The 23,613-nt window shown below is 63.5% G+C and carries 22 protein-coding genes; 7 read left to right on the top strand and 15 right to left on the bottom strand.

Annotated elements, in window-relative coordinates; translation table 11 throughout:
* Positions 1 to 564: 564 nt before the first annotated feature.
* The gene (locus tag ACO2SS_RS07725; RefSeq protein ID WP_423277029.1) at positions 565 to 1,620 is read right to left on the bottom strand and encodes a matrixin family metalloprotease; all 1,056 of its coding nucleotides are present in this window, start codon (positions 1,618 to 1,620) and stop codon (positions 565 to 567) included.
* Between the two features lie 270 nt (positions 1,621 to 1,890).
* Here ACO2SS_RS07725 and ACO2SS_RS07720 point away from each other — a divergent pair, with 270 nt between their 5' ends.
* Positions 1,891 to 2,961 (top strand): helix-turn-helix transcriptional regulator, encoded by a 1,071-nt coding sequence (locus tag ACO2SS_RS07720; protein WP_423277028.1) that lies wholly within the window; start codon positions 1,891 to 1,893, stop codon positions 2,959 to 2,961.
* Positions 2,962 to 3,070: 109 nt separating this feature from the next.
* Here the strand turns inward: ACO2SS_RS07720 and ACO2SS_RS07715 are convergent, their stop codons facing one another.
* The 8 genes from ACO2SS_RS07715 to ACO2SS_RS07680 form a co-directional block, all read right to left on the bottom strand.
* Positions 3,071 to 3,316 (bottom strand): hypothetical protein, encoded by a 246-nt coding sequence (locus ACO2SS_RS07715; RefSeq protein WP_423277027.1) that lies wholly within the window; start codon positions 3,314 to 3,316, stop codon positions 3,071 to 3,073.
* On the bottom strand, positions 3,316 to 3,573 hold the full coding sequence (locus tag ACO2SS_RS07710; RefSeq protein ID WP_423277026.1) for a hypothetical protein: 258 nt from the start codon (positions 3,571 to 3,573) through the stop codon (positions 3,316 to 3,318). Before ACO2SS_RS07710 ends, ACO2SS_RS07715 begins: the two co-directional genes overlap by 1 nt.
* Positions 3,574 to 3,586: 13 nt before the next feature.
* Positions 3,587 to 3,817 carry a hypothetical protein gene (locus ACO2SS_RS07705; RefSeq protein WP_423277025.1) on the bottom strand — a complete coding sequence of 77 codons (231 nt, stop codon included), beginning with the start codon at positions 3,815 to 3,817 and terminating at the stop codon, positions 3,587 to 3,589.
* Complete coding sequence (locus ACO2SS_RS07700; protein ID WP_423277024.1) at positions 3,814 to 4,242, bottom strand: DUF5681 domain-containing protein; 429 nt, start codon at positions 4,240 to 4,242, stop codon at positions 3,814 to 3,816. The genes ACO2SS_RS07705 and ACO2SS_RS07700 overlap by 4 nt, the downstream gene beginning before the upstream one ends.
* A 94-nt stretch (positions 4,243 to 4,336) precedes the next feature.
* The gene (locus ACO2SS_RS07695; protein ID WP_423277023.1) at positions 4,337 to 5,095 is read right to left on the bottom strand and encodes a hypothetical protein; all 759 of its coding nucleotides are present in this window, start codon (positions 5,093 to 5,095) and stop codon (positions 4,337 to 4,339) included.
* Positions 5,085 to 5,999 carry a helix-turn-helix domain-containing protein gene (locus ACO2SS_RS07690; RefSeq protein WP_423277022.1) on the bottom strand — a complete coding sequence of 305 codons (915 nt, stop codon included), beginning with the start codon at positions 5,997 to 5,999 and terminating at the stop codon, positions 5,085 to 5,087. The genes ACO2SS_RS07695 and ACO2SS_RS07690 overlap by 11 nt, the downstream gene beginning before the upstream one ends.
* Before the next feature lie 286 nt (positions 6,000 to 6,285).
* On the bottom strand, positions 6,286 to 6,531 hold the full coding sequence (locus ACO2SS_RS07685; RefSeq protein WP_423277021.1) for a hypothetical protein: 246 nt from the start codon (positions 6,529 to 6,531) through the stop codon (positions 6,286 to 6,288).
* Positions 6,532 to 6,756, bottom strand: a complete 225-nt coding sequence (locus tag ACO2SS_RS07680; RefSeq protein WP_423277020.1) for a hypothetical protein — start codon at positions 6,754 to 6,756, stop codon at positions 6,532 to 6,534.
* A gap of 137 nt (positions 6,757 to 6,893) precedes the next feature.
* On the opposite strand from ACO2SS_RS07680, the gene ACO2SS_RS07675 reads away from it, so the two are divergent.
* Together ACO2SS_RS07675 and ACO2SS_RS07670 are read left to right on the top strand one after the other, a co-directional pair.
* The gene (locus ACO2SS_RS07675; protein WP_423277019.1) at positions 6,894 to 7,538 is read left to right on the top strand and encodes an Arc family DNA-binding protein; all 645 of its coding nucleotides are present in this window, start codon (positions 6,894 to 6,896) and stop codon (positions 7,536 to 7,538) included.
* Positions 7,539 to 7,801: 263 nt separating this feature from the next.
* On the top strand, positions 7,802 to 7,966 hold the full coding sequence (locus ACO2SS_RS07670) for a hypothetical protein (protein ID WP_423277018.1): 165 nt from the start codon (positions 7,802 to 7,804) through the stop codon (positions 7,964 to 7,966).
* A gap of 174 nt (positions 7,967 to 8,140) precedes the next feature.
* Here the strand turns inward: ACO2SS_RS07670 and ACO2SS_RS07665 are convergent, their stop codons facing one another.
* The 4 genes from ACO2SS_RS07665 to ACO2SS_RS07650 all read right to left on the bottom strand — a co-directional run bounded on the left by ACO2SS_RS07665 (position 8,141) and on the right by ACO2SS_RS07650 (position 14,086).
* Positions 8,141 to 9,568 (bottom strand): hypothetical protein, encoded by a 1,428-nt coding sequence (locus ACO2SS_RS07665; protein ID WP_423277017.1) that lies wholly within the window; start codon positions 9,566 to 9,568, stop codon positions 8,141 to 8,143.
* An 885-nt stretch (positions 9,569 to 10,453) separates the two neighbouring features.
* Positions 10,454 to 10,720: a DUF6894 family protein gene (locus ACO2SS_RS07660; RefSeq protein WP_423277016.1), complete on the bottom strand. Its 267-nt coding sequence runs from the start codon at positions 10,718 to 10,720 to the stop codon at positions 10,454 to 10,456.
* 111 nt (positions 10,721 to 10,831) lie between these two features.
* Positions 10,832 to 11,233: a hypothetical protein gene (locus ACO2SS_RS07655; protein ID WP_423277015.1), complete on the bottom strand. Its 402-nt coding sequence runs from the start codon at positions 11,231 to 11,233 to the stop codon at positions 10,832 to 10,834.
* 1,122 nt (positions 11,234 to 12,355) lie between these two features.
* The gene (locus ACO2SS_RS07650; protein ID WP_423277014.1) at positions 12,356 to 14,086 is read right to left on the bottom strand and encodes a calcium-binding protein; all 1,731 of its coding nucleotides are present in this window, start codon (positions 14,084 to 14,086) and stop codon (positions 12,356 to 12,358) included.
* A gap of 1,137 nt (positions 14,087 to 15,223) precedes the next feature.
* On the opposite strand from ACO2SS_RS07650, the gene ACO2SS_RS07645 reads away from it, so the two are divergent.
* The 3 genes from ACO2SS_RS07645 to ACO2SS_RS07635 all read left to right on the top strand — a co-directional run bounded on the left by ACO2SS_RS07645 (position 15,224) and on the right by ACO2SS_RS07635 (position 20,362).
* Positions 15,224 to 17,770 carry a transglycosylase SLT domain-containing protein gene (locus ACO2SS_RS07645; protein ID WP_423277013.1) on the top strand — a complete coding sequence of 849 codons (2,547 nt, stop codon included), beginning with the start codon at positions 15,224 to 15,226 and terminating at the stop codon, positions 17,768 to 17,770.
* Positions 17,770 to 19,935 (top strand): hypothetical protein, encoded by a 2,166-nt coding sequence (locus ACO2SS_RS07640; RefSeq protein WP_423277012.1) that lies wholly within the window; start codon positions 17,770 to 17,772, stop codon positions 19,933 to 19,935. The genes ACO2SS_RS07645 and ACO2SS_RS07640 overlap by 1 nt, the downstream gene beginning before the upstream one ends.
* A gap of 124 nt (positions 19,936 to 20,059) precedes the next feature.
* Positions 20,060 to 20,362, top strand: coding sequence for a DUF6894 family protein (locus ACO2SS_RS07635; RefSeq protein ID WP_423277011.1), 303 nt, complete (start codon positions 20,060 to 20,062; stop codon positions 20,360 to 20,362).
* A gap of 836 nt (positions 20,363 to 21,198) precedes the next feature.
* On the opposite strand, the gene ACO2SS_RS07630 is transcribed toward ACO2SS_RS07635, so the two are convergent.
* The gene (locus ACO2SS_RS07630; RefSeq protein ID WP_423277010.1) at positions 21,199 to 21,486 is read right to left on the bottom strand and encodes a hypothetical protein; all 288 of its coding nucleotides are present in this window, start codon (positions 21,484 to 21,486) and stop codon (positions 21,199 to 21,201) included.
* A 367-nt stretch (positions 21,487 to 21,853) separates the two neighbouring features.
* Between ACO2SS_RS07630 and ACO2SS_RS07625 the strand changes: the two genes are divergently transcribed.
* Positions 21,854 to 22,285, top strand: coding sequence for an RICIN domain-containing protein (locus tag ACO2SS_RS07625; protein WP_423277009.1), 432 nt, complete (start codon positions 21,854 to 21,856; stop codon positions 22,283 to 22,285).
* A gap of 55 nt (positions 22,286 to 22,340) precedes the next feature.
* Here the strand turns inward: ACO2SS_RS07625 and ACO2SS_RS07620 are convergent, their stop codons facing one another.
* Positions 22,341 to 23,333 (bottom strand): helix-turn-helix domain-containing protein, encoded by a 993-nt coding sequence (locus ACO2SS_RS07620; RefSeq protein WP_423277008.1) that lies wholly within the window; start codon positions 23,331 to 23,333, stop codon positions 22,341 to 22,343.
* Positions 23,334 to 23,613 lie beyond the last annotated feature (280 nt).

Below are 23,613 nucleotides of genomic sequence, written 5' to 3'. Positions count from 1 at the left end.
TCCCTGAACGTAGATCCGCGCCTGCCATGGCTGGAGGTCAGGGATGCGGTATCACAACACGCTGTTGTCATTCGGCGGGGCGCTGCTGATGACTGCCGTGACTTTCGCCAGCCAGTCTGCTCTGGCTCAGGCTCCCGCGGCTCCACAGGCAGACAGGGCGGCACAGGAGGCAGCGTGCTCAGGAGATGCGACGCGCTTTTGTGGCGAGGTGATTCCTGACGAGCAGAAGATCGCGGCATGCCTGCGGGCCAACCGCCCGAAGATCAGCCCAGCTTGCCAGGCCATGCTCAGGTAACGGCTGAGCGGCAGCGCTTTTGCGGCGAGACACCATGCTTGTCCGCACGCCCGCTGTAGAGGCCCGCGCGGATCCGGCTCTGAGTTAAGTGCTCGTTAAGGTGTGCGGCGGAGCACAGCGACTGGCTTACCCCTCGCGCATGTTGCCTTCACTCCAGAACGGAGTGGGGGGACTCGCCGCCGTGCTCTGGCTTGTGAAGGCAGCCGCCCGCTGAGGCGTCCCCTGGGTTGATCTACGCCGGTCGTGCAGGCCGACTGCCCCAAGCGCCATCAAGCGATGATCCAGCTTGCATCCTGGAACGCAATCCATTCGATGTCTCGGATCACCGTGTAGTCTCCGTCCGAAAATCGAACAAATCGGTACCCCGACTGCCACTCGTCGATCGCGGCGAACTCACTGCTCGGTCGGTTGAAGTAGACGGTATCGATACCCTGTTCGCCCATCGCCCAGTCCCCGGCGTCACCGCGACTGACATGGAAGACGTCATCGTCCAAGCCTCCATACAAGAGGTCGTAGCCGCCTTCGCCGAACAGGTAATCGCGGCCGTCGCCGCCAGAGATGACGTCGTCGCCTGCGCCACCCCAGATGGCATCCGCTCCCTGATCACCGACGAGCCAGTCTTTCCCATCACCACCGCTGATCACGTCATCGCCGCTTCCGCCAAAGATGTAGTCCGCCCCAGCGTCGCCGACCAACCAGTCGGACCCGCCTTGCCCGTAGATCTGGTCGTCTCCGCTTCCGCCGTAGCTGGCGTCATTTCCGCCCCCGCCGGCTAGATTATCTCCGCTTTCGCTGCCAACGAGTGTGACGCCCGGCTGCGTGGCCCCGTAAAGTGCTTGGACCCCGCTGATGTCTGAGACGGTGAGGCCCGTGATAGATTGTGTGAGGACCGTGTTCATGACAGCAGGCTCGCCGTCGTAATGATCTAGGCCGATAGCGTGCCCGATCTCATGCGCGGCAACGATGAAGAAGTCCGCTCCCTGGCTACTCGCAACGCCACCGCCCACCGGCTGCCAGCTCTCGGCCACATCGAACGTCACGGTGGCGGACAGGATCGAGCCACCAGAGTAGCTGTAACCGGCAGTTCCGAGGATACCGCCGAGCCCGTCGATGGTACCCAGGCGCACAAAGATGCTAGCGGTAGGCGAAGACGTGTACTCGAATGCTATGTTGCCGTAGGTCGCCCAATCATCGAAGGCCGCATCGACGTAAGGCGCCATATAGGCCGGAACGGAGCTATCCAAGGTCCATGTGATCAGGCCACCCGTCGTGCCGTAAGTGGGGGTTCCCCATTTTGGGCCTTCCAGAGCGTATCCAGCCATCATCGCCTCGCAGGTTTCTGCAACCGGTGTTCGGCAATGGTCGACCTACGGGCCGGTTCCCGAGCTAGGCGCTCGAGCCCGGCCGGTCTGCCGCGATCGCGACATGCAGAAGGGCCAAGAGAGCCAGAGCCGCCCAGACGCCGCCACCGCGCCACAGTGCCGAACCGACTATGCCCGTTAACCGTTTGAAAACCATTACCTGGACGGAAGGCCGGCGGCGGGTGCTTCAGATCGGCGACAACGGCGCGATCGCGCTGGCCGAGCCCGTACCAAATGCAAACGCCACCAGATCTGATTGCGGACCTCTACGAGGCTGCCGTCGAGCCGGACGGACTCGAGTTGATGTCGTCGCTCGTCCGGCGAGCTCTGAACATCGATAGCGCAGGATTCTGGCTCATTCAGGGTGGCAGCATCGTCGAGATGGCCAATACTCCGGATATCCGAGCCTCGGAGCCGGCTTACCTGGCGCGCTATCACGCTTTCGACCCCTGGACGAACCGGGATCCCGAACGCTTTGGGATAGTCTCGCTCGGATCCGAGCTTTTCGACGAACGTAAGCTCGTCGAAACCGAGTTCTACAAAGACTTCGCGCGCCACTACGGCATGTTCAGGCCTATGGGAGCGACAATCCCTCTAGGTGACGGCACCCTGGCAACTGTCGCTGCGAACAGGATCGCAGGCCCTCTGCTGGACGAGGAGGACAAAGCGCGGATGCAGGAGCTAATTGTCCATCTGCGCTCCGCACTTCGTCTTCGGTTGCGCTTCGCTGCACTGCGAGAGGTTGCAACTCTCCGAGAGGATGCCCTCGACGCTCTAGCGTTCCCGCTGGTGATCTCATCTGGCGACGGGCAAACGGCCTTTGTGAACAAACCCGCGAGAGAGGCATCTCGCCGGGACGGGCCTCTGACCGTCAGGAACGGCAGGGTGATCGCCGTTCGCGCTGAGCAGACGGTACAGCTTCACCACGCCATACAACTGGCGAGCGTGGGTGAACCTTCAGCGCTCGGGTTGATCGATCGAGAAAACCGTAGGGTACCCGTAAGTGTCAGTCCGGCTTCGGCAAGGTTATCGGGACAAAGCGGACACGTGGTGCTGTCGCTACCATCAACACGCCAGATGGAGTCTGATGCTGTGCTTAGACAAGCATTCGGTCTCAGCCCAGCGCAGGCTGAGCTCTGCCGATTGCTCGCTGCCGGGAAGACCTTCGAAGAGGCGGCCCGTTCCCGTGGCGTTGCTGTCGCCACGATGAGAAGTCACTTCAAGGCTGTGCTCGAGCGGACAGGTTCAGCGAACCTCCGGGACCTGCTGCGATTGGTCGGCTCCCTTCCTCAGCTCCAGGCATGATCTGGGGCCCGCGCCCGTACTTCCCGAGGAAGGGTGGTGGGTGAGCTGGCTCAGCAGCTCCACGAAGTCGCCGCCGTGCTCTTGCTTGTGGAGGCAACCGCCCGCTAGCTCACTGCGGGGCGGGTCCGTATCCGCCCCGGACGCACTCCGCGGCCCACTCCTTCTCGGTCAACTCGGGACCGTGAAAGCAGAGAACCCGGCCGGACACGTTCGCCTGCCCAGTCGCGACGTAATAGCGCCAGTTCTCAAGCGCATCCTCGGGGATCTCCGGGCTGTCCGACATGATCATGTCCGGCGGCGCGGTGTGCCGATCCCGCTCGAGGCGGATTACGCGGCGTTCGATGTCGCGGCTCATTAACGTCTACCTCTTGCGATCCGGGTAAGCTGCGCATCCGACAGGCTGGACAGGACGCCCCATTGATCGCGGCGGCCGCGGAGCGCCGGAAGGCTCTCGCCGGCCTGATAGCAGCGGATGAACTCCTCCGTTTCCGTGCCCGGCGAGTTTCCCCGGAGCACGTCAAAGAGCTCCTCGTCGGACATCCCATCCACGATCATGTCGGCTGGATTCGCTGCCTCAAGCTTTTTAAGGCGGCGCTGCAGGGTCGTACTCATCGGCCAGCCCTCCCTAAGTGTCCGCCCGGAGCGCGGCAGAGAGGATAGCGCTCTCTCGGATGTGTTGCGGGTCCTTCGGATCGCAGCCGAGCAGACGGGCTGAGACCTCGCGCACCATGTCGGGATCCGCCAGAGCCTCCGCGACGACGCGGTCCCGCTCGGCTTTTGACCGGCGCTTCACGTTTGCGGCGCGATGACGTTGTTCGAGCACGGCTAGCCGGCGCTGGATCTGAGCGGGGATCATGGACGGCCCTCCTCGAGGCGCGCCAGGCGCTGGTGCAGGTCTACGGCTTCGACGGCCCGTACATGGGCGTCGACCAGCTTCCCGAGCTCTGCTGCTTCGGACGGGGTGAGGTCGCCGGCAGCAACGGCCGCGAGAAGGGCGCCGGTCGCCTTCGTCAGATCTTCCGTCTTCTCGATCGCCGGCAGCGCGAACTTTATGGGGCGATCCTTCCGGACGGGGATCAGGCGCTCGAGGCAGAGCCGCAAGCCGGTCGGATCCCCGGCGAGGGCCATCTCGGAAGCCTTCCGCACGATGCTCTCCGCATCGCCGGCAAGCAGTTCCTCAAGGGCTCGCGTCGCAAGGTTCTTCGTCCCAGGTGCCTTGCCGGCCGGATTGCCGCTCTGGCCCGGCTTAAACCGGCCGCGGTGGGTGGCCTTCATCGTCATGACGCAGGTGTCCTACCACAAAATCACGGTATCATAGTACCGCCTGCAAAAGCAGACGGAAAGCAGGACAGGTGCTGGAGCGACTCGCGTCCCATCAACTCGTCCCCACGGTCGTCTGACCCTCGAACACCTGCAGCATCCGATGGCTGAGCTTAGGCCATCCTGAGCCGCGGTAGGTGTTCTCCTGCTCGGTCGCCCAAAGGAGCAGAGCAGGCTGCTCAGCGAGGATATCGAGATACGGTTCGACGAGCTTGGGCCGGCGGGCAAGGGAACGGGCCATGGCTGCCTGCCACTCGTCTTTGGCCCGCTCTTCCCCGACACGCGGCCGTCGTTCCCGCGTCCAGGTCGGGAGTGCCTTCAAGCGCTTCAGCACCTCGGGTTCGAGTTCCCTGGCCGCTTCTTCGCGGGCCTGGCTCTCACGAGCGGCCGCGGCAGCCTCCTCCTGCATTTGGCGGATGGTAGCTTCACGCTCCTGGTGCATGATCGCCTCCTGAGCGTCGAAGCAAGCGCTCTCGTAGCGACGTATCCGCTTCTCGCACCACGCCACGAGTTCGGCGATGCGCGGCAGATACCGCTGCTCGCGAACGATCCCAACCTTCGGGTCCGCCATCTCCTCGATGATCAACGCCGGGAAGTCCTCGAGCGCCAGTATGGCCTGGTCTAGGAAGTCCTGCGGATTGGCGAAGTCCTTCGGTACCGGATATGCGCCGATGATCTGCTTCAAGGCCTCGCCGACAAGCGATCCAGCCGGCCGGCCGAGTTCAGCCTGAACCTTTGCGATCCCGCGCTGAAGCTCGGCTGGCGTGAGACGGAGCGCGTTATCACCATCAAGGAGGGCGAGTTCAGTCGACACGCTGATACTCGGCTTCGATGATGAGACCGCCTTCCCGTCGACGCGTGGGTGAGCCGAAATCGAGTTGAGACCAGGCATGGATAGCCTCCTTTCCGTTCGGGGAGCTTGAGGTGGGTTGAGGGTCGGGCTCGTCAGCCCAGCAACCCTTGTTCAGCCAGACCTCTGGGCTCTTGATGAACCGACGTTCGGTCTTTCGAGCAGCGCAGAGCTGGGCGTACTGATCCGCCCCGGCGATCAGATCTGGGAGCGACGCTCTTCCGGCTTTCAGGACGCGGCCAAGCGCTCGGCGAGCGCCATCCCGGTCGACCTTCTTCGGGTAGTGCGGCCACCACTCGTCGAAGGCTACGCCGATCTCGGCTTCGCTTGGGCCGGACTTCTTTGCCCGAGTTTTTGATGCTGCGAGAGATATATCTCCTGAGTTCATGTTCATGGGTTTATTGTTCATGAGTTTGGGTGCACCGCCGTGCACCGGGGGAGGTGCATCCCCGTGCACCGGGGGTAGTGCACCATCGTGCACCGGGGTGGTGCATGGCTGTGCACCGGGGCCGGGTGCATCGACGTGCACCGGGGGCGAGGTATCCGGAGTTGCGTCGGAGTGCGCTGGAGCGTGCACCAGGAAGCGGTTGGTGACCCAGCCTTTCAACTGGCTCGGATCTCCGCCCGTGACCCGGTGCACCGTGATCCAGCCGCGCCCCTCGAGATCTCGGACCGCGTTGATGGTCGCCCGCCGCTTCAGCGATGCGGCGCCCGCCAGCGTGCTGTAGCTCGGGAAGCACTCCCCGGATTGGCCGTTCATGAAGCCGAGGAGAGCGATGCCGACGGCGCGAGAACTCGGCTTGAGCTGCGCGTCGCGCAGCAGGGCTTGAGTGAGATCAGCCTTCTCGCTGAGGGTTAGGGTGCCCACGGCGGCTCTCCGCGATGAGGACCCGTGGTCATCCTGATCGAGAGTGAGGCAGCGCTCATCGAGCTGCCCTCGGCGTGTAATGGATCTCCGCGACGGCCCTCGCATGCGCGACGGTCACGTTCAGTCGGCGAGCGATCCGCAGAACCAGGCGGTGGAAAGCTTCGGTATCCAAACCAGCACCTCTTGATGGTGCCGGCGTCCAAAGGCTTGGCGTGTTCGTCAGCCGATGCTATGTGAAGGATGTCCAGTCGCTTCACAGAAGCACCTTTCTGCCGAGTGCCTTCCCTCAGGAGCGCTCGGCAGTTTGCGTTTCAGGGGTACGCACACAGACGGCGGGCAAAGCCCGTCGCCACGCTTCGGCGTCCTCGTCGAGGACGAGCGTTCTTCCGCCGGACTTCACGGCCCGAAGGCGTCCGGCATTGACCTCATCATAGAATTTCGTTCGGCCAATGCCGTTGTCCGAGCAGAACTGGCGTACGGTCGATGCACCAGCCTTCCGGCTCGTGATGTCGGGTGCGAGCGCTGCCGACATTTAGGCCGCTTTCACAACGGCGGGGGCCTCTGGGAGCTTCAGCAGCTTTCGGGCGACATGCGCCGGTACAGTCACTCGCTTCCCGATTTTGATCGCCTCAACCTCTCCGCGGTTGATCGCCCGATACAGCGTGGCGGGAGCAACCCCGGCCGCCTTCGCCAGCGGTCGGACATCAACTCCGCCGCCGGCCTCAATCACCTCGTGGATAGCGGGATGGACCTGCATGCCGGGTCTCCAAATTGCGCGCACCTGTGCGCCCATGAACTCGGAGATACGGCAGCCGCAGGAGTCCGTCAAGGTTATTGCGCGCACGCATGCGCAGCTATACACAGATCGCGACTGCAGAGACGGGAGAGGCGAGAATGGCCCGGCCAAAGCTGCCTGAGGGCGAGGGGAAGCGGCATCCGCTTCACGTACGAACAACGAAGCAGATGCGCGAAGACCTGGAGGCCGCTGCCGCCGCCTCCGGCCGATCTCTTGCGCAGGAGATCGAAACCAGGCTCGAGCAGTCGTTCCTCGTCGACCAGATGCTCGGCGAGGTTGCCGAACGGATCAGAGCAACCACGATCGACCTCATGGCCGCTACGGTCGGGGGCCCTGTGAACCTGTCCGTAGGCTTCCGCGTGGCCCAGATCCTCTCTTGGTACGACTTGCCGAAGGACGAGGCGGCTGCGATCCGCAGCGTTACGGATCTCCTGCCTCACATCATGCAGCAAAAGCCTTTGCCGTTCGGCGCCTCGATTTCCGAGTTCGATGAGGCTGCGATCTTCGACGCGGCCATGAACGCGCCGATCCTGGGGGAGATTGAAGGCGGGAAGACCACGAACACGCCGACCCTGCCCGAAGGCGCCAGGATGGCCACTCTGGATGAGCTGGAAGATTTCAGGCCAATGCCTGGTCCAGCCGACCTATTCCGATCTGTGATCGAGAATGCGAAGGGCACGGCGGCTAAGGCTAAGGACAGCAAAGACAGACAGAAACGCACGACTCGTAAGGCAAAATCGTAAGACATGGGCCTCCGGGAAGCCGCGGCCGGTACCGTTCCGCTATCCAGGAGGCGATCACGACAGGAAGTAGCGGTCTCCAATTTCAGCCTTGATTGCTATCCGGATGAAGCCATCTGCGCGTGGCGCATAGCATTTGAACAACTAAGAACATCTACGAACAGTATCGGAATTCACGCCTCAATCACGCTATGCGCATCGAGGTATGCATCAAATACACTTGGCCTTGTAATGTCGGATCCACGTGGTATCAGGGAGGCCGCATTATGGCAGTTGCCACTGCATACGACCGAGGTGGCTACGATTATGGCTTCCGTAGTCGCCCCGTGCTGCCTCAATACGACAAGGCCCGCGACCTCAACGTCTACCTGATGACGGAGAAGGGCGAGGCGATCACGACCGAGCGCGGCGTGCGGCTGCGGAGGGCCTGATGTCCGCGCCGCTGTCGCAACTCGCCCCGGTCCCGGACTCACCCACCGGCAGGAGCTCGTACCCAGCGCTTCTTTGAACACAGCAAAGAGACCCGCGGGCAGTAAAGCAACGCTTACGCTCAACAAGCACGAGATGACGAATGGGCTCGACCTTGCCGATATCGGGCGCTTCTTCTATTTGGTCAAGGCCGGACGCGTCCGAACCGGCCTGAACGGCCTACCGTTGACGGGATACTCTGTCAGGTCAGGCCAAAGGCTTGTGATGATCTGCCTGTGAATGGCCGTCGACTTCTGTTCGGGCACGCCGACCGATAGCAATGCCTCAAGAACAACGCGACAGTTGTACAGAGATATGGTCTCGAACGCTGGATCCGATTCGGTCACGACTTGAGCGTGCCATGTTGCCATCCTATGCTCCCAATAAAGGAGCACAAGCGGATCGATTGGAGCATTCATTAGGTCCGTCGTCGCGGCGAACTCTTCAAATAACCCAAGGATGGTGGTTACATAGGCTTGTTCATGCGTTCCGGTCTTGCCCAGCCAAACCCGACCAAGATCCGACGCCTCACGAACTTCTATTCCCAGATTGTGATAGAAGCGCCGCCCTACCTCCGAGAGGTTCGAGCGGATATGAACGGTGTCGAACTCCTTGCCGAACACTTGATAGTACTCGTACGACGCCCCATGGACATGCCGTCTGTACGTGCTTTCGTCGAGAATCGCAGAATATGCGGCAGGAACCTTGCCGCTGTCAGCGAAGAGCACGCGGTAGTCTAAGCAAAATCGATCCGCGATCGCCTCTCCAAAATCCCGATCGTGTCGGTCATCGTCTGCATCGTCATTGCGGTAGTAGGTGAAATACGGGATGGCCGCGGCGTGCTGCCGCGTCGCAGCGAGGGTGACGCGAGAATCGATCCCGGCGGTGACGGACACGACCGGCCGAAAAAAACGGGCCAAGTGCTTGACTGTATTCTTCATCGCTGAGCCGATGATCTCGGCGGCTTCTTCGACCGTTCTGGTTGCTACCGGCTCTTTCGGATAGAACCTGAAAACGGAGAAGTCCTTCAAGGCCAGCGCCGTATTCGGCGTTAGCGCAAAAACACCCATCAACGGGGTGCGGATTCCGGGAAACCCTCCTCGGAAGGCCAAAACTGGCGCCCGCGGAATGCCGGCCGATCTGGCAAGCAAGCGCAGGTGAGAGCCAACAACACGCTGCTCGGGACTGTAGAAGGCCGTCTTCATCCCGGTTGCGTCGGTTAAGAGGAATGTGCCGGCGCCGTCGCGGCACAGCATCACATAACGACCACATGAGCGAGCCTGGGCAGCAAAAAAGGCGTCCCTCGATGAACGCAGGACATCTGTCATCTCGGAGAGGAAGTCGTGCGCCGTAGCATCCGGATTATCAGTATCAACCAAGAGGCCCAAACAGATGATTGAGGCACCATCGCTATCGGAACGGGTAACAGGAAGGCGAACATCGTGCCTCACGCTGAATTCGTAGAACTCATGTTCGGGCCAGGTCGGCGGCACGTCTGACCTTGTCCCTCTTGGCGACACGATATAGCCGCGAGCGAACCGGAGATCGTCAAAGGTTTGTCCCATGTGGCCTGTTCGACCCTCGTAAGGAATAAGCTGATCGTCAGCATCGCGTTATCCTAGTCGGCGGGCAATCACCACCCGCCCGCCATCCAGTTCGTCCAGCCCACGATACGGGCACGCATCGCTCCCGGCTTCCGGGGCTGCACAGAATCGCCGCGTCCGGCCCGGTCCGCCTCGCGCAGTCCAGGATTTTGCGTTCCAGGGCTCCGGAGCGGGCTCCATCACACTCCCTCGCCAAGACCCCGTCCCCTGATGTGCGGAAGCCCCGCCCGCTCCTGCGGGCCTCATCCCTGAGTTGTGCTATACTGTCCACGTTCCCGCTGCAGGGGAGCGCCACCTTTAGCCCGGCCCGCCTCGCGCGAGCCGGGCCTTCTTGTCTCTGGAGGGCCGGGCGGCTTGGGATCACCACCCGGCCCGGCCGCCCAGCTTCGAGGATCCATGAAGCGGACGACCGCTGGCATCGTGCATGGCGGGGCCGAGGCGTCACCTACCTCGAACTGGGTATTGGCAAGGCCGCGCAGGGCCCAAAGATAGGGGCCGTCTCCCGCCGGGAGATACTCGACAGAAGTGCCTGACTGCCCGCTCGGCCGCAGCTGAGCGGGCCTTTTGCGTCTCCGGGAATGTAGAACCTCCTGGCCGCATTGCCCTCCCGGGTGAGCTTTTGGCGTACACAGAACGAAATACCTCGCGGTACTAGGGCAGGTACTCTGTTTGGGGCTGGACGACGCAGGAACTAAGTAGAATACTTCAAGTTGTTAGCTTTCGCTGAACTGGCCCTATGATGCGCCGAGGCTGAAGTCTATGAGTACGACTGGGAGCAACGGGGGAGTTAGAGAGCACATCAAGAGCGTGCTGCGCCGGATTCCGAAATCCGCGATCACCGTGGTCCTATGTGGGACGACTTACCGCGTCTTTCCCGCTCCGCAGCGGAAGGATCATGCTCAGCGGAAGGTCAGCCAGAGTAGAGTTGCCGTCGTCAACGATACGTAGAACCCAGCCATTCCACTCAGCCAAGGTGCCGGGGCTTTCAGCTCGCAACTCGGCCATCGCCTTCAGCGCTTCCGTACGAGCGTCATCGAGCGATGACACTTCGACGCCGACCTCGTCGAGAAGCTCCGCCCCCTCTGGGCCGAGGAGGTTGAAGAAGCACCTCATGGGACCCTCCTGCTGCTTTAGTTGAAGGGTCATGCTAAGCCCGGCCTTACTGCTGTCGAGTACCCATTTTGGGTCGCGACTCCGCGCGCACATGCAGCCCCCGCCAGGGGGTCAGGCGCGATCGGCGCGCGAGTGAGCGAATCTGCTCAGGTCGCCGGCCTCCCGCTCATCGAGGCCGACTTTGAACAGATATTCTGGGGCTGCTGTCCTCAGACCATCGGCCTTCGCTTTCTGCTCATCGGCCCGTGCGTCAAGGTGCTTGGCTCGGCAAGCACTCAGCTTCAACCTACCCGCATCGCTCGTGCAGCCCATCGCTGCGCGGATCCGCTCTGCAGATTGGCGGAATTCAAGCTCTTTCTTCGCGTAGTAGGCGAGCAGCCTAGCGCGCGAGGCAGCATCGTCTCGTTCGCGTCCGGCCTTCATAGCCTTCACGGCGCCGCCAGGCTTACGGACGTACACCGACTTGGAGTACGGGTGGCGCGAGAGCGTCTCGATAGGGTGCCAATTGCTCATACTGGGACTCAGACGCCCGAAGGGGCCTTGGGTTCCTGCATCCTCTCGGTGAGCTCCCGTGATTGCCCGCGAGGCACTATCCGCCTTGCGGCGAGTACTTCTGATTGCGAATGAAAGCGCCCCGCCGGAGGGAGGTCTGCTGCGGCGGGGCGCCCTCTCCCGAACTCGGCCTCGACCGGAGGCCTCCTCGGGATGGATGGTCAGTGCCCCGCGGGATGAGGTGTTCCCGCGATGAACTCTGACGAAAGACGCCCCGCAAGCGGCCGGGGCGGCAAGCGGGGCGTTTGGGCCCATCGGCGCTGGTCCGCCACTGGGGCGTTTAGGCGAGCAGCTCCGGGGCCTGAGCGCCAGCACTCATCGATTGGGAAGAGGCGGCCCCAACGACGCGAGTGCGGCGTCCTTCAGCAAGCCGGGATCAAGATGACCCTCCTTTGCTTTCGCAATGATCGCTGAAGCGAGTTGACGGTGGAGTTCGCGCGCAGATGACCCTGCATACCGGCTGCTGTCCTCAGTCACTGCAGACAAAGCAGCATCATAAGCCAGAGACAATCGCGCAATCTCCCATGGGCCGAACACGTTGCCTCGAATCGAGGCGGAGACCGACATGCTAAGCTCCACTCGTGCCGTACATTCTTCCTCTAACCGGGAAGGTTGCCCTTCCTTGCGGCGGCGGGCATGCCAGCGCTTTGATATTAGTTAACAGCGGCAAGTTTGTTCGAGTGCGGACACATGAGGCTGCCGCACCCCGTCGGAATGTCCGATGTCGATGTCACAGCGCCCGGGCTCGGACATTGTGTCGCCTGATGGCCCGATCGGTCCGGCTCTACAGCGGAGCGCGGCAATCCAGTGGTCCACACTGCCGCATTCGCCCCGCCGGTCCCTCGGTGCCCCCAGGCCGGCGGGGTGTCTCAGCCCCGCGCGTCGTCTCCCGATCGGGCGCTCCGCGCCCACATCTCCACTATGAGTATCTGGTGCGGCGCCGAGCTCTACGCCGCGGCCTGCCGGATGGCGCTGGTCGTCATTTTCGGGCGAGAAGCCTCCGACCTAGCGCCAGATTGGCCGCCGCACTCACTTCGTGAACGCTCGACGGCCGCCGCCGCTTATCCGACAGAGCACCCTGGATCAGCTCGAGATCGCCCATCCAGCGTCAGTGAACTGGATCCACTCTATTCCGGTCACAGACGAGAAATGGCCATCCGTGAAGCTGATTGTCGTGTAGCCGTTCTCAGTCTGAGCGATCGAGCTGAGCTCCGCACTCGCGCGGTCCGCGAAGTAGACCGTGTCCGCTCCGGCTTCGCCGAAGATGATGTCCTCCTGGTCGACCCGTGCAACCACGAAGACGTCGTTTCCCTCCCCGCCGTAGAGAAGATCGTAGCCGGTTCCGCCGATGATGTAGTCGCTTCCCGAGGCGCCTGAGATCACGTCGTTGCCGTCGTCCCCCCAGATCGCGTCATTGCCATCTTCGCCGAGGAGCCAGTCGGCATCTGCACCGCCCCCGATCACATCGTCCTCTGTCCCGCCGTAGATGAAATCCGCGCCTGCATCCCCTTGGAGCCAATCCTGCCCGCCGAGGCCAACCAGCGTGTCCGCACCGTCCCCCCCGTACAACGCGTTCACCAGCTCGTTACCTTGCATGTAGTTGGCGCTGCTGTTTCCGGCTCCGATCGCGACGTTGCCGCCTAGGACGAGATTCTCGATGGATTCGGGGAGATAGTACGTGTTGCTTGCGGCCGTCCCCTCCGCGTACGTCACGATCACTGTGTCCGTGCCAGAGGTGCCGGTATCAGCGAGTGCATCCGCTTCATCGGCGTAGTAGGTATCGCTGCCCTCGCCGCCATCCAGAACGTCGGCGCCGATTCCGCCGCAAAGGTGGTCGTTACCGTCCCCGCCCTGAAGAGTGTCGTCGCCTCCATGACCAAATAGGAGATCCGAGCCGCCGCCGCCTAGAAGATGGTTGTCCCCAGCGTCGCCTTGCAGGTTGTCATCGAAGGCTGACCCGACCAAGCCCTCGATGCTGAAATACATGTCGCCTGAAGCTCTTCCTTCGTTAGCGCTCGGAAGATCTAGGCTAGCAACCACCCCGGCGGCGGCCTGATCATACCGCACGAGATCTAAGCCGCTGCCGCCGATGTGGATCACTCCATCCAAGAAGGCGATATGCTCGGCGTTCTTAAATTCTGTTTCTCCTACCATCGAGGATAGTTTCGCGAAGCCATCGCTCACCTCGAGGATCGAAACATCGGAGAGCTTGTTCTGAATGAACACGGTATCTTCGCCCCCGCCTCCATCGACGCGGCTGGAACCTAGTGAGGCAAAGATCGAGTCGTTGCCCTGACCAGACAGGATCTCGAGCGGGATCGCGTCGATTATCAGCTTCGAGCTTTGGCCTGCTGCCGAGCTGATGCCGCCGCCTGTGGCGTCGATAGAGAGATCGACGACCGCCTCGCTTGCGTCCAAGCGACTTACCGGGCTCGACGAGACGAGATGCACGAGGCCATCGACTGGAAAGGTTACCTTCCCCGTCGGATCGGGAGAGTCGTTTACGTCAGGATGCCCGATGTACACCCCATAATCCCCATCCGCGTCGAAATTGTCTTCATGGAAACTGTCATCCGTTAGGATGTGTACCTCTGTTCCACCTGAGGCCGTCAGCGTTATCACGTCGTGTTGCGAATGGATTACATTATCGTAGATATAGCGCGTTGCTTTTGAGATCTCGTCTGCGTCCAAGACGTACGACCAAGATCCAGCCGGGATAACATGTACGGTGTCGCCAACCATGTAACCGGCAGCCGAAAGGTCGATTGTTGATAGACTAAGGCCGGGATCAATCTTGAAGAAGGTCAAAGCCATCGTATATTCCTCTTCCCGCATCTACAAACTTAGGCAAATCCCAGTTTGTTTGTCCGCCATGCTGGGCGATTCATCAGAACGAGGATGTTCGCAGGGTCCAGCGTTTTGGCGCAACGCAGGAAAGTGGGTACGTCCGAAGCTCCTTCCAGGAGCAGGCGGGCGATCACTTCAAGCCCTGCGGTTTGACGAGCGAGTCGAGATGGAGGGCGGATTTTTTGTTTCGAGCTGCCGGGCCAAGGATGTGGACCAGTCCTCGGCAAGCGACGTTGAGTACAACTAATGAGCCGAGCTCTACTCCGCGGAATGCCGGATGAACCTCGACGAGGGCATCGTCGCGGAGCGGAAGGGCACTCGCTACTACACCTCCGGCCGGTGCCGGCAAAGGCTGAGGATCAAGAACCCTGAGTTGGTGAGCCTGACGGCGCTATCGGCTAGTCCAGGCAGCGTCCTTCTCGGCCAGCACGCCCGCGGGACCAGTCAGGCGCTTAGCAAGGCGGCCCGACCCGCGCCCAAAGTCACAGCGAGCTATGCGCCAAACGCATGACCCTCGGACATCAGCAAACAACGTCGAATGAAACCGGATTGTCGTAACGCAAGGAGCCATACACTCGCGAGTATTCATCTTCATCCGTTGACGTGAGACGATCGTATCCTTCGAAGTTCGGAGGCGATTTTGCGCACGGGGCGTTGCCGATATCCTGTCGCCATCATGGTGCGTGCGGATTCGACTCTACGCCGAGCCGCATCCGTCGCTGCTGAGCGTCGAGGGATCTCCCTCTCCGAGTACGTTCGCGCCCAGCTTCGCGAATTGGTCGCTGTGGATGCTCAGAACGAGAGGCGCGCCTCGGCATGAGCCTGGATCTCGATCACAGCGCCCAGCTCCCAGTCTCAGCGCCTTCATCAACGGCGCCGATGCTCCCGATCGAACAGCATATCGTCGGGGCGGCTCTTGCAGTCGAACGGGCGCGCTCCCTGGCCGAGACGGCCCTTGTGATGCTCCGAAGCTGCCCGCGGGATGAAACCCTCGTTTGGCAGGCACTCGGCAGCATGAACGAGGCCGTTGGCGAGGCCTTCTCTGCGTATGCGAACTACAACGCCGTGCGCTCCTGCGCAGGCCAAGCGTGAAGGGCGGCGGCTATGGCATTCGCTGATTTCTACCAGGGCTTTGCCGGGCTCGGGGACGCGTACGAAAAGGGCCTGCAGCAGTACCGAAGGCGAGAGCTTGGCTCGATGCTCTCGGGGCCGAACCCGGATTACGGCCAGGCAGCCCAAGCCGCGTTTGGCTCTGGCGATCTCGGCACCGGCCTGGGGCTGTTGAAGCTCAGCCAGGACGCCAAGCGGCTCCAGCTTGAACAGGAGACCGGCGCCGCCTTCTCGCGCGACCTCGGCAGCATGTTCGGGGCGCCAGCAGCCGGCCCGGCTTATCCAGCTCGCACGGGCGGCCCCTTCGAAGCGTTCGGGGCCGGAGGCGGCGGCGCAGCAGGCCTCGGTTCTCTGGCGAGCCTGCCGGCATTCACGCGAGCTGCGCAGCAATACGGGCTCGACCCGTCATACCTGCCCGTCACGGCCTCGATCGAGAGCAGCGGCAATCCGAACGCCAAGAACCCCAACAGCTCGGCGGCTGGCATCCTGCAGTTCACGGCCGGCACGGCGAAGGACATGGGGCTTACGAACCCCTATGACGTGGACGCATCGGCCGATGCCGGTGCGCGCCTCGCGGTGCGAAACCAGAAGATCCTCAAGCTCGCGCTCGGCCAGGACCCGACCCCGGCGCAGCTCTACCTGGCTCACCAGCAAGGCCCGCGCGGCGCCGCTCTCCTGCTTCGGAATCCGGACAAGCCGGCGATCGAGGTTCTGACCAACGTCTACAACGGCGACCACAACAAGGCTGCGCAGGCGCTCCGCAACAACCGCGGCTCGCTCGACATGACGGCCGGCGACTTCGCAAACCTCTGGCTTTCCAAGTTCGATCAGCGCGCCCGCAGCTTGAACCGAGCCGATCTGCCGGCCCCGGGGGCGCGGGAGGCTGGGCTTGATCCCTTGGGCGGCTACACGGGCATGGAGACGACGCCGGAGGGCTTTGCCATTCCTCCCGGCCCGTCGGGCGGTGAAGTGCCCGGCTCGACTGGCGGGGCTCCTGCGGGCCTTGGCGTCGATCCTGGCGCGGATCTCGCGGCCTTGTTCGCTCGCGGGCTCTTGGGGCCGGCGAACGGTTTCGAGCGCCCGAGCGAACCCTTGGCCGTTCAGGTGAACGGAGGAGGCATCCCGCCTGTCGAACTGCAGAACCCGAACTCCACTCGCCGTGATGCCCGGTCCACGCGGACGACGGCTGCCCCCATGCCGCTTCCGCCTGCCCGCCCGGAGTTCGGGGCCGATCCGGTGGCGGTAGCATCCGCACCTGCCTCCCCCATGCTGCCCGACTACAGCAACACCAACGATGCCGGGGCCGGGGCCTTCGCCCGCGGCGGGATGGGCCAGGGCGGTGCTCCCGCTCTGCCAGCATCCGTCCCGGTGGCGTATGCGAGCGGCCAGGGCCTCCCGCAATCGGTATTGCCGAGCCCGGCCGGATCTTCGACCGGCGCGGCGCCTCGCATGGTGCCTGGGGGCGATCCTCGAGCCGCCGTCGCTATGGGCGGCATGACGATGCCGAGCGCTGCCGGCCCGGCGCCCGCCGCAGCGCCCAACTCGGTTGCCGTTCCTCAGGAACTGCAGGGCGCGGGCCTCACCAAGCTGATGGGCTATGTGGCCAATCCGAACCTGCCGGCCGGGGCGAAGGAGGTCGCGAAGATGCTCCTGCAGCAGAAGTTGCAGGAATCGAAGGCGCCGGAGAGCGTGAAGGAGTTTCTTTGGGCGCGAGCCAACGGTCTCACAAAGGCTAAGGGTCCATCAGAGTACCGGGCCGAGCAGAAGGCGCTCGAACGCGGCGATGCTGGCGACAAGCTTCGGCAGGAGTTCTCTGCCCGTGAAGCCATGGCCCAGGAACTCGGCCTGACGCCCGGAACGGCCGCCTACAACCGCTACGTCACGGAAGGGAAGCTGGGGAGCGGGGCGGAGCCGTCCGCCACAGACAGGAAGGCGATCTTCGCGGCCGAAGATGCGCTCCCGCAGATCGACAGCACCATCGACACGCTTCAGCGGGCACTCGAGCTTAACCGGCAGACCTACACGGGCTCATCTGCCGGGCTGCGTGGCTGGGCAGGAACCTCGCTTCCCGACTGGATGGTGCCGGACATCATCGCCGCTCCCGGGCAAGCCGCAAACACGCGCGAGTTCGGGCAGATCATGTCCATGGAGGCCATCAAGGCGATGTCGTCGACCTTGAAGGGGGCGACGACGGATCGCGAGATGGCGCGCTTCGAATCCATCCTCAGCGATGCGTCGACCCCGCCCGATCTTCGCGAGCGGACCATCAACCGAATGCTTGAACTGGCGCAGCGCCAGCGCGGTCTTGCCGTCGATCGGATCGAGAGCCTTCGGGGCGGGGAATACTTCAGGCCGGGGCGCGGTGCAGCCGGGGGGCAGCGCACGGCCCCTGATGCGTCTGCCGGCGCGAGCGCTTCAAAGGCTAGCGGGGGCATTCCGCCGCAAGCGATCCAGGCCCTACAGGCCAACCCGCAGCTCGCGGAGCAGTTCAACGCGAAGTACGGCGCCGGGGCCTCCCTGCAGTTCCTTCGGGGGCGCTAGTGGCCAACTTCTTCGACCGCTTCGACGAGGCGTCGGCCGCCTCCCCTGCCCCTGGGGCTGGCGCTCCCCCGGCCGGGAACTTCTTCGACCAATTCGACGGGCTTTCGGCTCCGAACGGCAACGCTCCCGGCATGGGAACGGCGCTCGTTCGGGGTGCCGTGCAGGGTGCTACGCTGAACTTCGGCGATGAGCTCACAGCAGCCGGCGAGGCGAGCGGGCTTCCGTCATGGACGAGCGGGATCGGCATGATCCGGCCGGCGATCGGCAGCGCCCGCCTCGCGGCCGAGTACCTGGCTCCAGGCGTGTTCGGGACCGGGGCAACGGATGCCTATGCAGCCGCCGTAGCCCGCGAGCGCGAGGCGAACCAGGCAGCCGAGACGGCGCACCCTTTGACGTTCACCGGCGGCGCGCTCGCCGGCAGCTTAGCGACGGCTCCCCTTGCTCCTGTCGCGGCGCCTTTCCGGGCAGCCGAAGGCGCGCATGCCCTCACACGAGCAGGAATTGGAGCGGCGAATCTCGCCGCTGGCGGGGCTGCCTATGGCGGCGCTGCAGGCCTTGGTGCCGGCGAGGGAGGTTTGCTCGAGCGATTGCCCTCGGCCGCCGGCGGGGCTGCCATTGGCGCTGTCGCGGCGCCCATCGTCGGCGGGGCGATCACAGGTGCCAGGGGCGCAGCGCAGTACGTTGGCGACAACATCGCAGCGATGCGGAACCCCGGACCTCTCGCCGATCGCATCGTTGCCCGGAATCTTGAGCGGGATGCCGCCGACCTCCCGGCCATCGCGGCGCAGATGGAGCGGGCGAACGTCACGCCCGCTGTGACCGTCCACCCCCCTGGGGGCGGCAAGCCTGTCGAGATCCCCCGCGTCGTCGGTGGGCAGCAAGTCACGGCTGCGGATCTCGCCGGGCCGAACACCCGTGGCCTCGCTGGCAATGCGGCGCGCACGCCTGGCCCGGGCAAGACGGCCGCAGAGGAGTTCCTGAACGCTCGCCAGTTCGGGACGGAGACTGCCCCGAGCCAAGGCGAGCGGATCACGCGCCAGCTCGGCTCCATCCTGGGGGATGACGGGGCTATCGCGACGGCGGATTCCATCATCGCTTCTCGAGCCGCGAAGGCGCAGCCGATCTACGAGAAGGCCTTCGCCAAGCCGATCGACTACCGCTCGGCACCCGGGCAGCGCCTCGATGCGATGCTCGACGAGATTCCGAACTCGGCCCGCTTCAGGGCGAACGAACTCCTGATGCTGGAAGGCAAGGGAGGCGAACAGCTCGTCTTCGGCAACGTCCCGAACCGCAATGGCATGTATCCCCTGCAGGCGGTCCCGAACACGCGGCAGTGGGAATACATCCGGCGCGCGCTCTGGGATGACGCTCTCGGCAACAAGGGCTTCGGCAAGGAAGGCGAGATATCGCAATATGGCGCCGCCGTCCGTCAGCTTATTGGCCGGATCGACAAAAGCCTGAACGAGGCTGTCCCAACCCTTCGGGCGGCTCGAGCCGTCTACAAGGGCGATAGCGACCTACTGGACGCGCTCCGGGCCGGCCAAAAGGCCTTTCATCCGACGATGTCCAAGGAAGCTGTCGAGAAGGCCCTTAAGGGGCTCTCGCAGGGCGAGGCCGAGATGTACCGGCTGGGGGCGGCGAACGCCCTGCGCGATCGGCTCGCCAACATGCCGGACGGCGCCGACAAGGCGAAGGCGGCGTTTGGGGCGCCCGCGACCCGGGAGAAGATCGGGGCCATGATGCGCGGCAATCCGAAGGGGCATGCCCAGTTCATGGAATACCTCCGGAACGAAAGCCGGATGTTCGAGACGCGCAGCAAGTCGCTCGGAGGCTCGGCCACGCAGGAGCGCCTGGCCATAGCGGGAGACGTAGACAGCGCCGTTGGGGACTTCGGGGCCGCTGCCATCCAGGCCGGCACTGGCCGAGCTCGGGAGGCGATCACCACGATTTGGCGCACGCTGCAGAAGGCGAACCCTGAGAAGCGGGCAGCCGTGATGAACGAGGCTCGCAAGGTGCTGTTTAACCCTGACCCTGAGGCCCTGCGGGCGTTCATGCGTCGCGCAGAGCAGGCGAACCTGACTATCGGGCAAAGGGAGGAAATCGCCTCCACTCTCATCAGGGCGCTTCCGCGTGCGGTGATTGAGACTGCGATCTCGGCACAATAGGTCGCAACAGGGTTGGGATTGGAGCGGCCCCTCGTCTGATGAGACACTCCACGCGAGCGACCGCCCTAGACGTCACCCCTGATTGTCATACAATACGATCGGACGTCGCCCGTGGAGAACAATTGTGAGGTGCTTTTTCCATTTGGTTGGGCCGGCGGACGAACTGCTGACCGATGATACGGGAGTCGAGGTTGCGTCGGCTGACGACGCGCGAGCAGAGGCGCTCAAGGCGATTGATGAGATCCGCCGGGAAGACCCAAACGAGACTTCCAGTTGGTTCGGATGGAACCTAGAGATCGTCGATGAGGCGGGGGAAGTGATCTCGACGATTCCGTTGCGCACCAATTACCGGCGGGCCCTTATCGTCGACCGTGTAGACGGACGCCCCGATCCTGACGTGAGGCCGGGTCGGACTGAGCCGCATTAACACGCTAGCGACGTGGTCCCTGACAGGCGAGCGCTTCTGCTCATCAGCCATGGCTGGCCTCCACCCGCACAACTGTAACGAGGGATTTTGCCTATAGAGCTGTGTTTTTGTCCACTTGAATCTCTCCTGCACGCAGCAGGACGAGGGATTTCGACAGGCGCTCGAGTTCGTCTGCTCTCACCGAGTATTCGGATGCGCTGGCAACCGACGAGCGGCTCCGGTGCTTCGGGCGCGGAAGAGGCTGACGAAGATCTGCGAACCAGCTCCGAGTGTCCTCACGGCGCCGAGCGTTTTCGGGCCGCTAGTCGGAGCGGACCAGCAGGGCGATAAGCTCACCCTGCCGGATCGTCGTGCTTGGCGTCCTCGCGATGATGCCGGGATCGTTCGTTCCACTCGATCGAGAACAGCCCTAGCTCCGATCAATTCTGGCGCGCTCGCTGCCATGTCGAATGGGGCAGAGACGAGAAATGCTGAGAACCGGTCGCTGAGCAATGAGGTTGCGAGCACCTCGGGCGTCCACCGTTCGGCCATCGCACGGAACTCCGTCGTGGCTACGCACGCGCGTGCCCGCTCCGTATACAGCCAGCTGAGGGCGGGTCAGGTAAATGGCTCTGAAGTGACGAGTGACGGACTCGAACGAGTTAGCCCTCCCACTCCCCTCCCGTGGCTTTGCAGCGGACCATCGACAATCGCGAGATGGCACTCGCCGATCATCACGGCCGGTTCTGCGGACCGCGGCCCGCGTCAGCCTGAACGATGGTCGCGCGTCCGAGCTAAGGCCATGGTGCGCAGCAGAGAGCGACTTGGGTCAGTCGTATCCAACCGCTTCCGAGAGATCAGGCGTCGTGCGTCTCGCCGGGCAGCGTTTTCGGGTTTGAAGCGGGAGCGTTCGAGACCGTTCCGCCGCCGGCCGGCATACGATCGCCCTGTCCCTGACTGTTTCCGCCGATCGCGACCGGTGGGCGCCCGGCGTCGCTGCTCTTGCCCCACTCGCCCTTCGGCTCTGGCTGCCCGCCTTCCCCGCCACTATTCCCTAGAACGGCCGCCTGCTCAGGGTGCTGCTTGAAATCGTCGAGCTTCCGCGCCTGGCCGACGACGTCATCTGGCTTCTTGGTCGAGATCATCACTTAACCCGCTCTACGGCCTGCGAAGCGCGAACGGATGCAGGACTGAGATGTTCCGGCCCCGATCGGGATGGGTGATGAACAGGTCCGCTGGGTGGCTAAGCGGACAGCGGGAAGCGTCCGCTGGGGCACGATTGCGCGCACCGCATTCTCTCGACGGGATTTGTCACGTGCAATGGGATGTCGGCTACAGCTCCGGCCGGTGCCGGCACTGGCTCGCGATCATGAGCCCAGAGTTCGTGAGGCCGTAGGTTCTGCCTTGTCCTAAACGTCTCATTGGTTTGCCCAAGCGTCCCAGAGTGCGCACTCCCAGATTGACCGCCCAGAGCCGTGCGAACTACGGCCGCGGCGCAGTCGGGAGGCCGGTATGAAGTTTGTTCTGGTAGGTTTCGCATTGGGCGCCGTCGCGGTTCTTGCCGCGGGAGAGGCCAGTGCGACCGAAATTCGCGGGAAGGGAGACAAGTGCATCGACATCCCGAACGGCAACACGCGGCCGGGCACGAAGGTGCACTACTGGCCCTGCGACGGGAGCCCCGAACAGCAGTGGACGCTCCAGAATGGCCGGATCCAAGGCAAAGACGGCATGTGCCTCGACGTCCCTGACGGCAATACGCGGGACGGCACGAGGGTGCACATCTGGAAGTGCGATGGATCGCCGGAACAGCGCTGGCAGCTCGTGGACGGCGAGATCAGGATGGCAGGCAAGTGCTTGGATCTGCCGAACGGCGCCACCAAGGACGGGACGCCTATTCAGCTCTGGCCGTGCGACGGCAGCCCCGAGCAGAAGTGGCGCTACTAGGTTGCGGCGGGACGCTCGCAATCAGCTTTCCTCGAGAGCGGCCGAGCGTCGCCGTTTATCTCATCTCCGCCCACCAATGCCCGAGCAGCCGATGTACATCGCGGAGGACAGTGTCCGGGGGCTGACCGCCCCGCTGGCTGAGCGCTCGGAAGTCCCCAGGTGAGAGGCCATAGGCGCTCCTGAAGGCGCGGCTACAATGGCTCGCGCTAGCGAACCCGCAAGCCATGGCCAGCGTCGAAATTGATCGTACCTCGTTCGGGTCGGCGAGGAGGCTTCTTATCCGAACCAGTCGACGGGATTGAATGTAGCGTGCCACGCCGCCGTGAGGCTCGAATGCCCGGTAGAGGGCCGAGCGGGACCTCCCGACCGCGAGCGCGATCCGATCCGGATCGGCGTGCAGGTCGCTCTCGACGAGTTTCCGGACACGATGGCGTGTTAGGAGGTCGACCGCATCTTGGCGGCCGCCACCCGCGCGCGGTTGCCCCTCGAAAGTAACGGCCAGGAGGTGCTCTAGAACATGTCCGAGACGTGTCGGATCCTGGAGGCTCATCGCTCCAGCGCGCCCAACATAGGATTCCATGAAGTCGCGCAAGAGACCGGCCCTGGAGGGTGCGATTGTCGCCCCGTGAAGGCGCACGAGATCGACATCAGCCTCCTCCATCAGAGCGCGCGGGATGCTTAGCGTCAGATTGCGGGAGGCAACGGCGTCTGTTGTCATCGGCCGGCTCATGTCAATGAAGACCATCCCGCCGGGCTCAACGTGAACGTCGCCGTTGTCCGTTGAGACAGAGAGGGAGCCCCTCAAGGGTACTTGAGCGGTGAAGTGATCGAAAGCGTTGCGCGCCACGCGCCGCGGCAAGCGGGTGTGGCGGACCGATTGTACGCGCCTGTCGAACAGCAGCATCTGCCCGATCCGGTGAGCATCGACCTCGACCGAAAAATCATCAGCGAGGCGAGTCACGTCGGCCACCGGCGCATAGAGGTCGTGATAGGCCGCGAAGGCCGCCTCAGCAGGCTGGGACCGGGTGGTGAAACTCAACGTGTTCATCGAATGGGCTCGAGACGGAAAAGCTCCAGAGCAAGCTCCATGCGCGGTCGTCCAGACCATTTGCGCCCGCGCGGCAGACGAAAGCCCCGCGTTGCCGGCGTGCAACTCTCGCGCTGACAGGCTCAGAACGGCGCATCCTCCACGCCGCAACCGGTCGAACAGGCGGTCGAGGGTCTCTCCCCGCGTGAAACGCATTGTCGACGCAAGCGCCAGGGCGCTCGGCGACGCTGCGACGGCGCGAGCGGTGGATGCTGACGCGGCCACCGACATCGCCGGGGAT

The organism is Enterovirga sp. CN4-39 (assembly GCF_049446235.1).
In the GTDB taxonomy this organism is placed as follows: domain Bacteria; phylum Pseudomonadota; class Alphaproteobacteria; order Rhizobiales; family Beijerinckiaceae; genus Enterovirga.
This window is presented reverse-complemented; position numbering and strand designations above follow the sequence as displayed.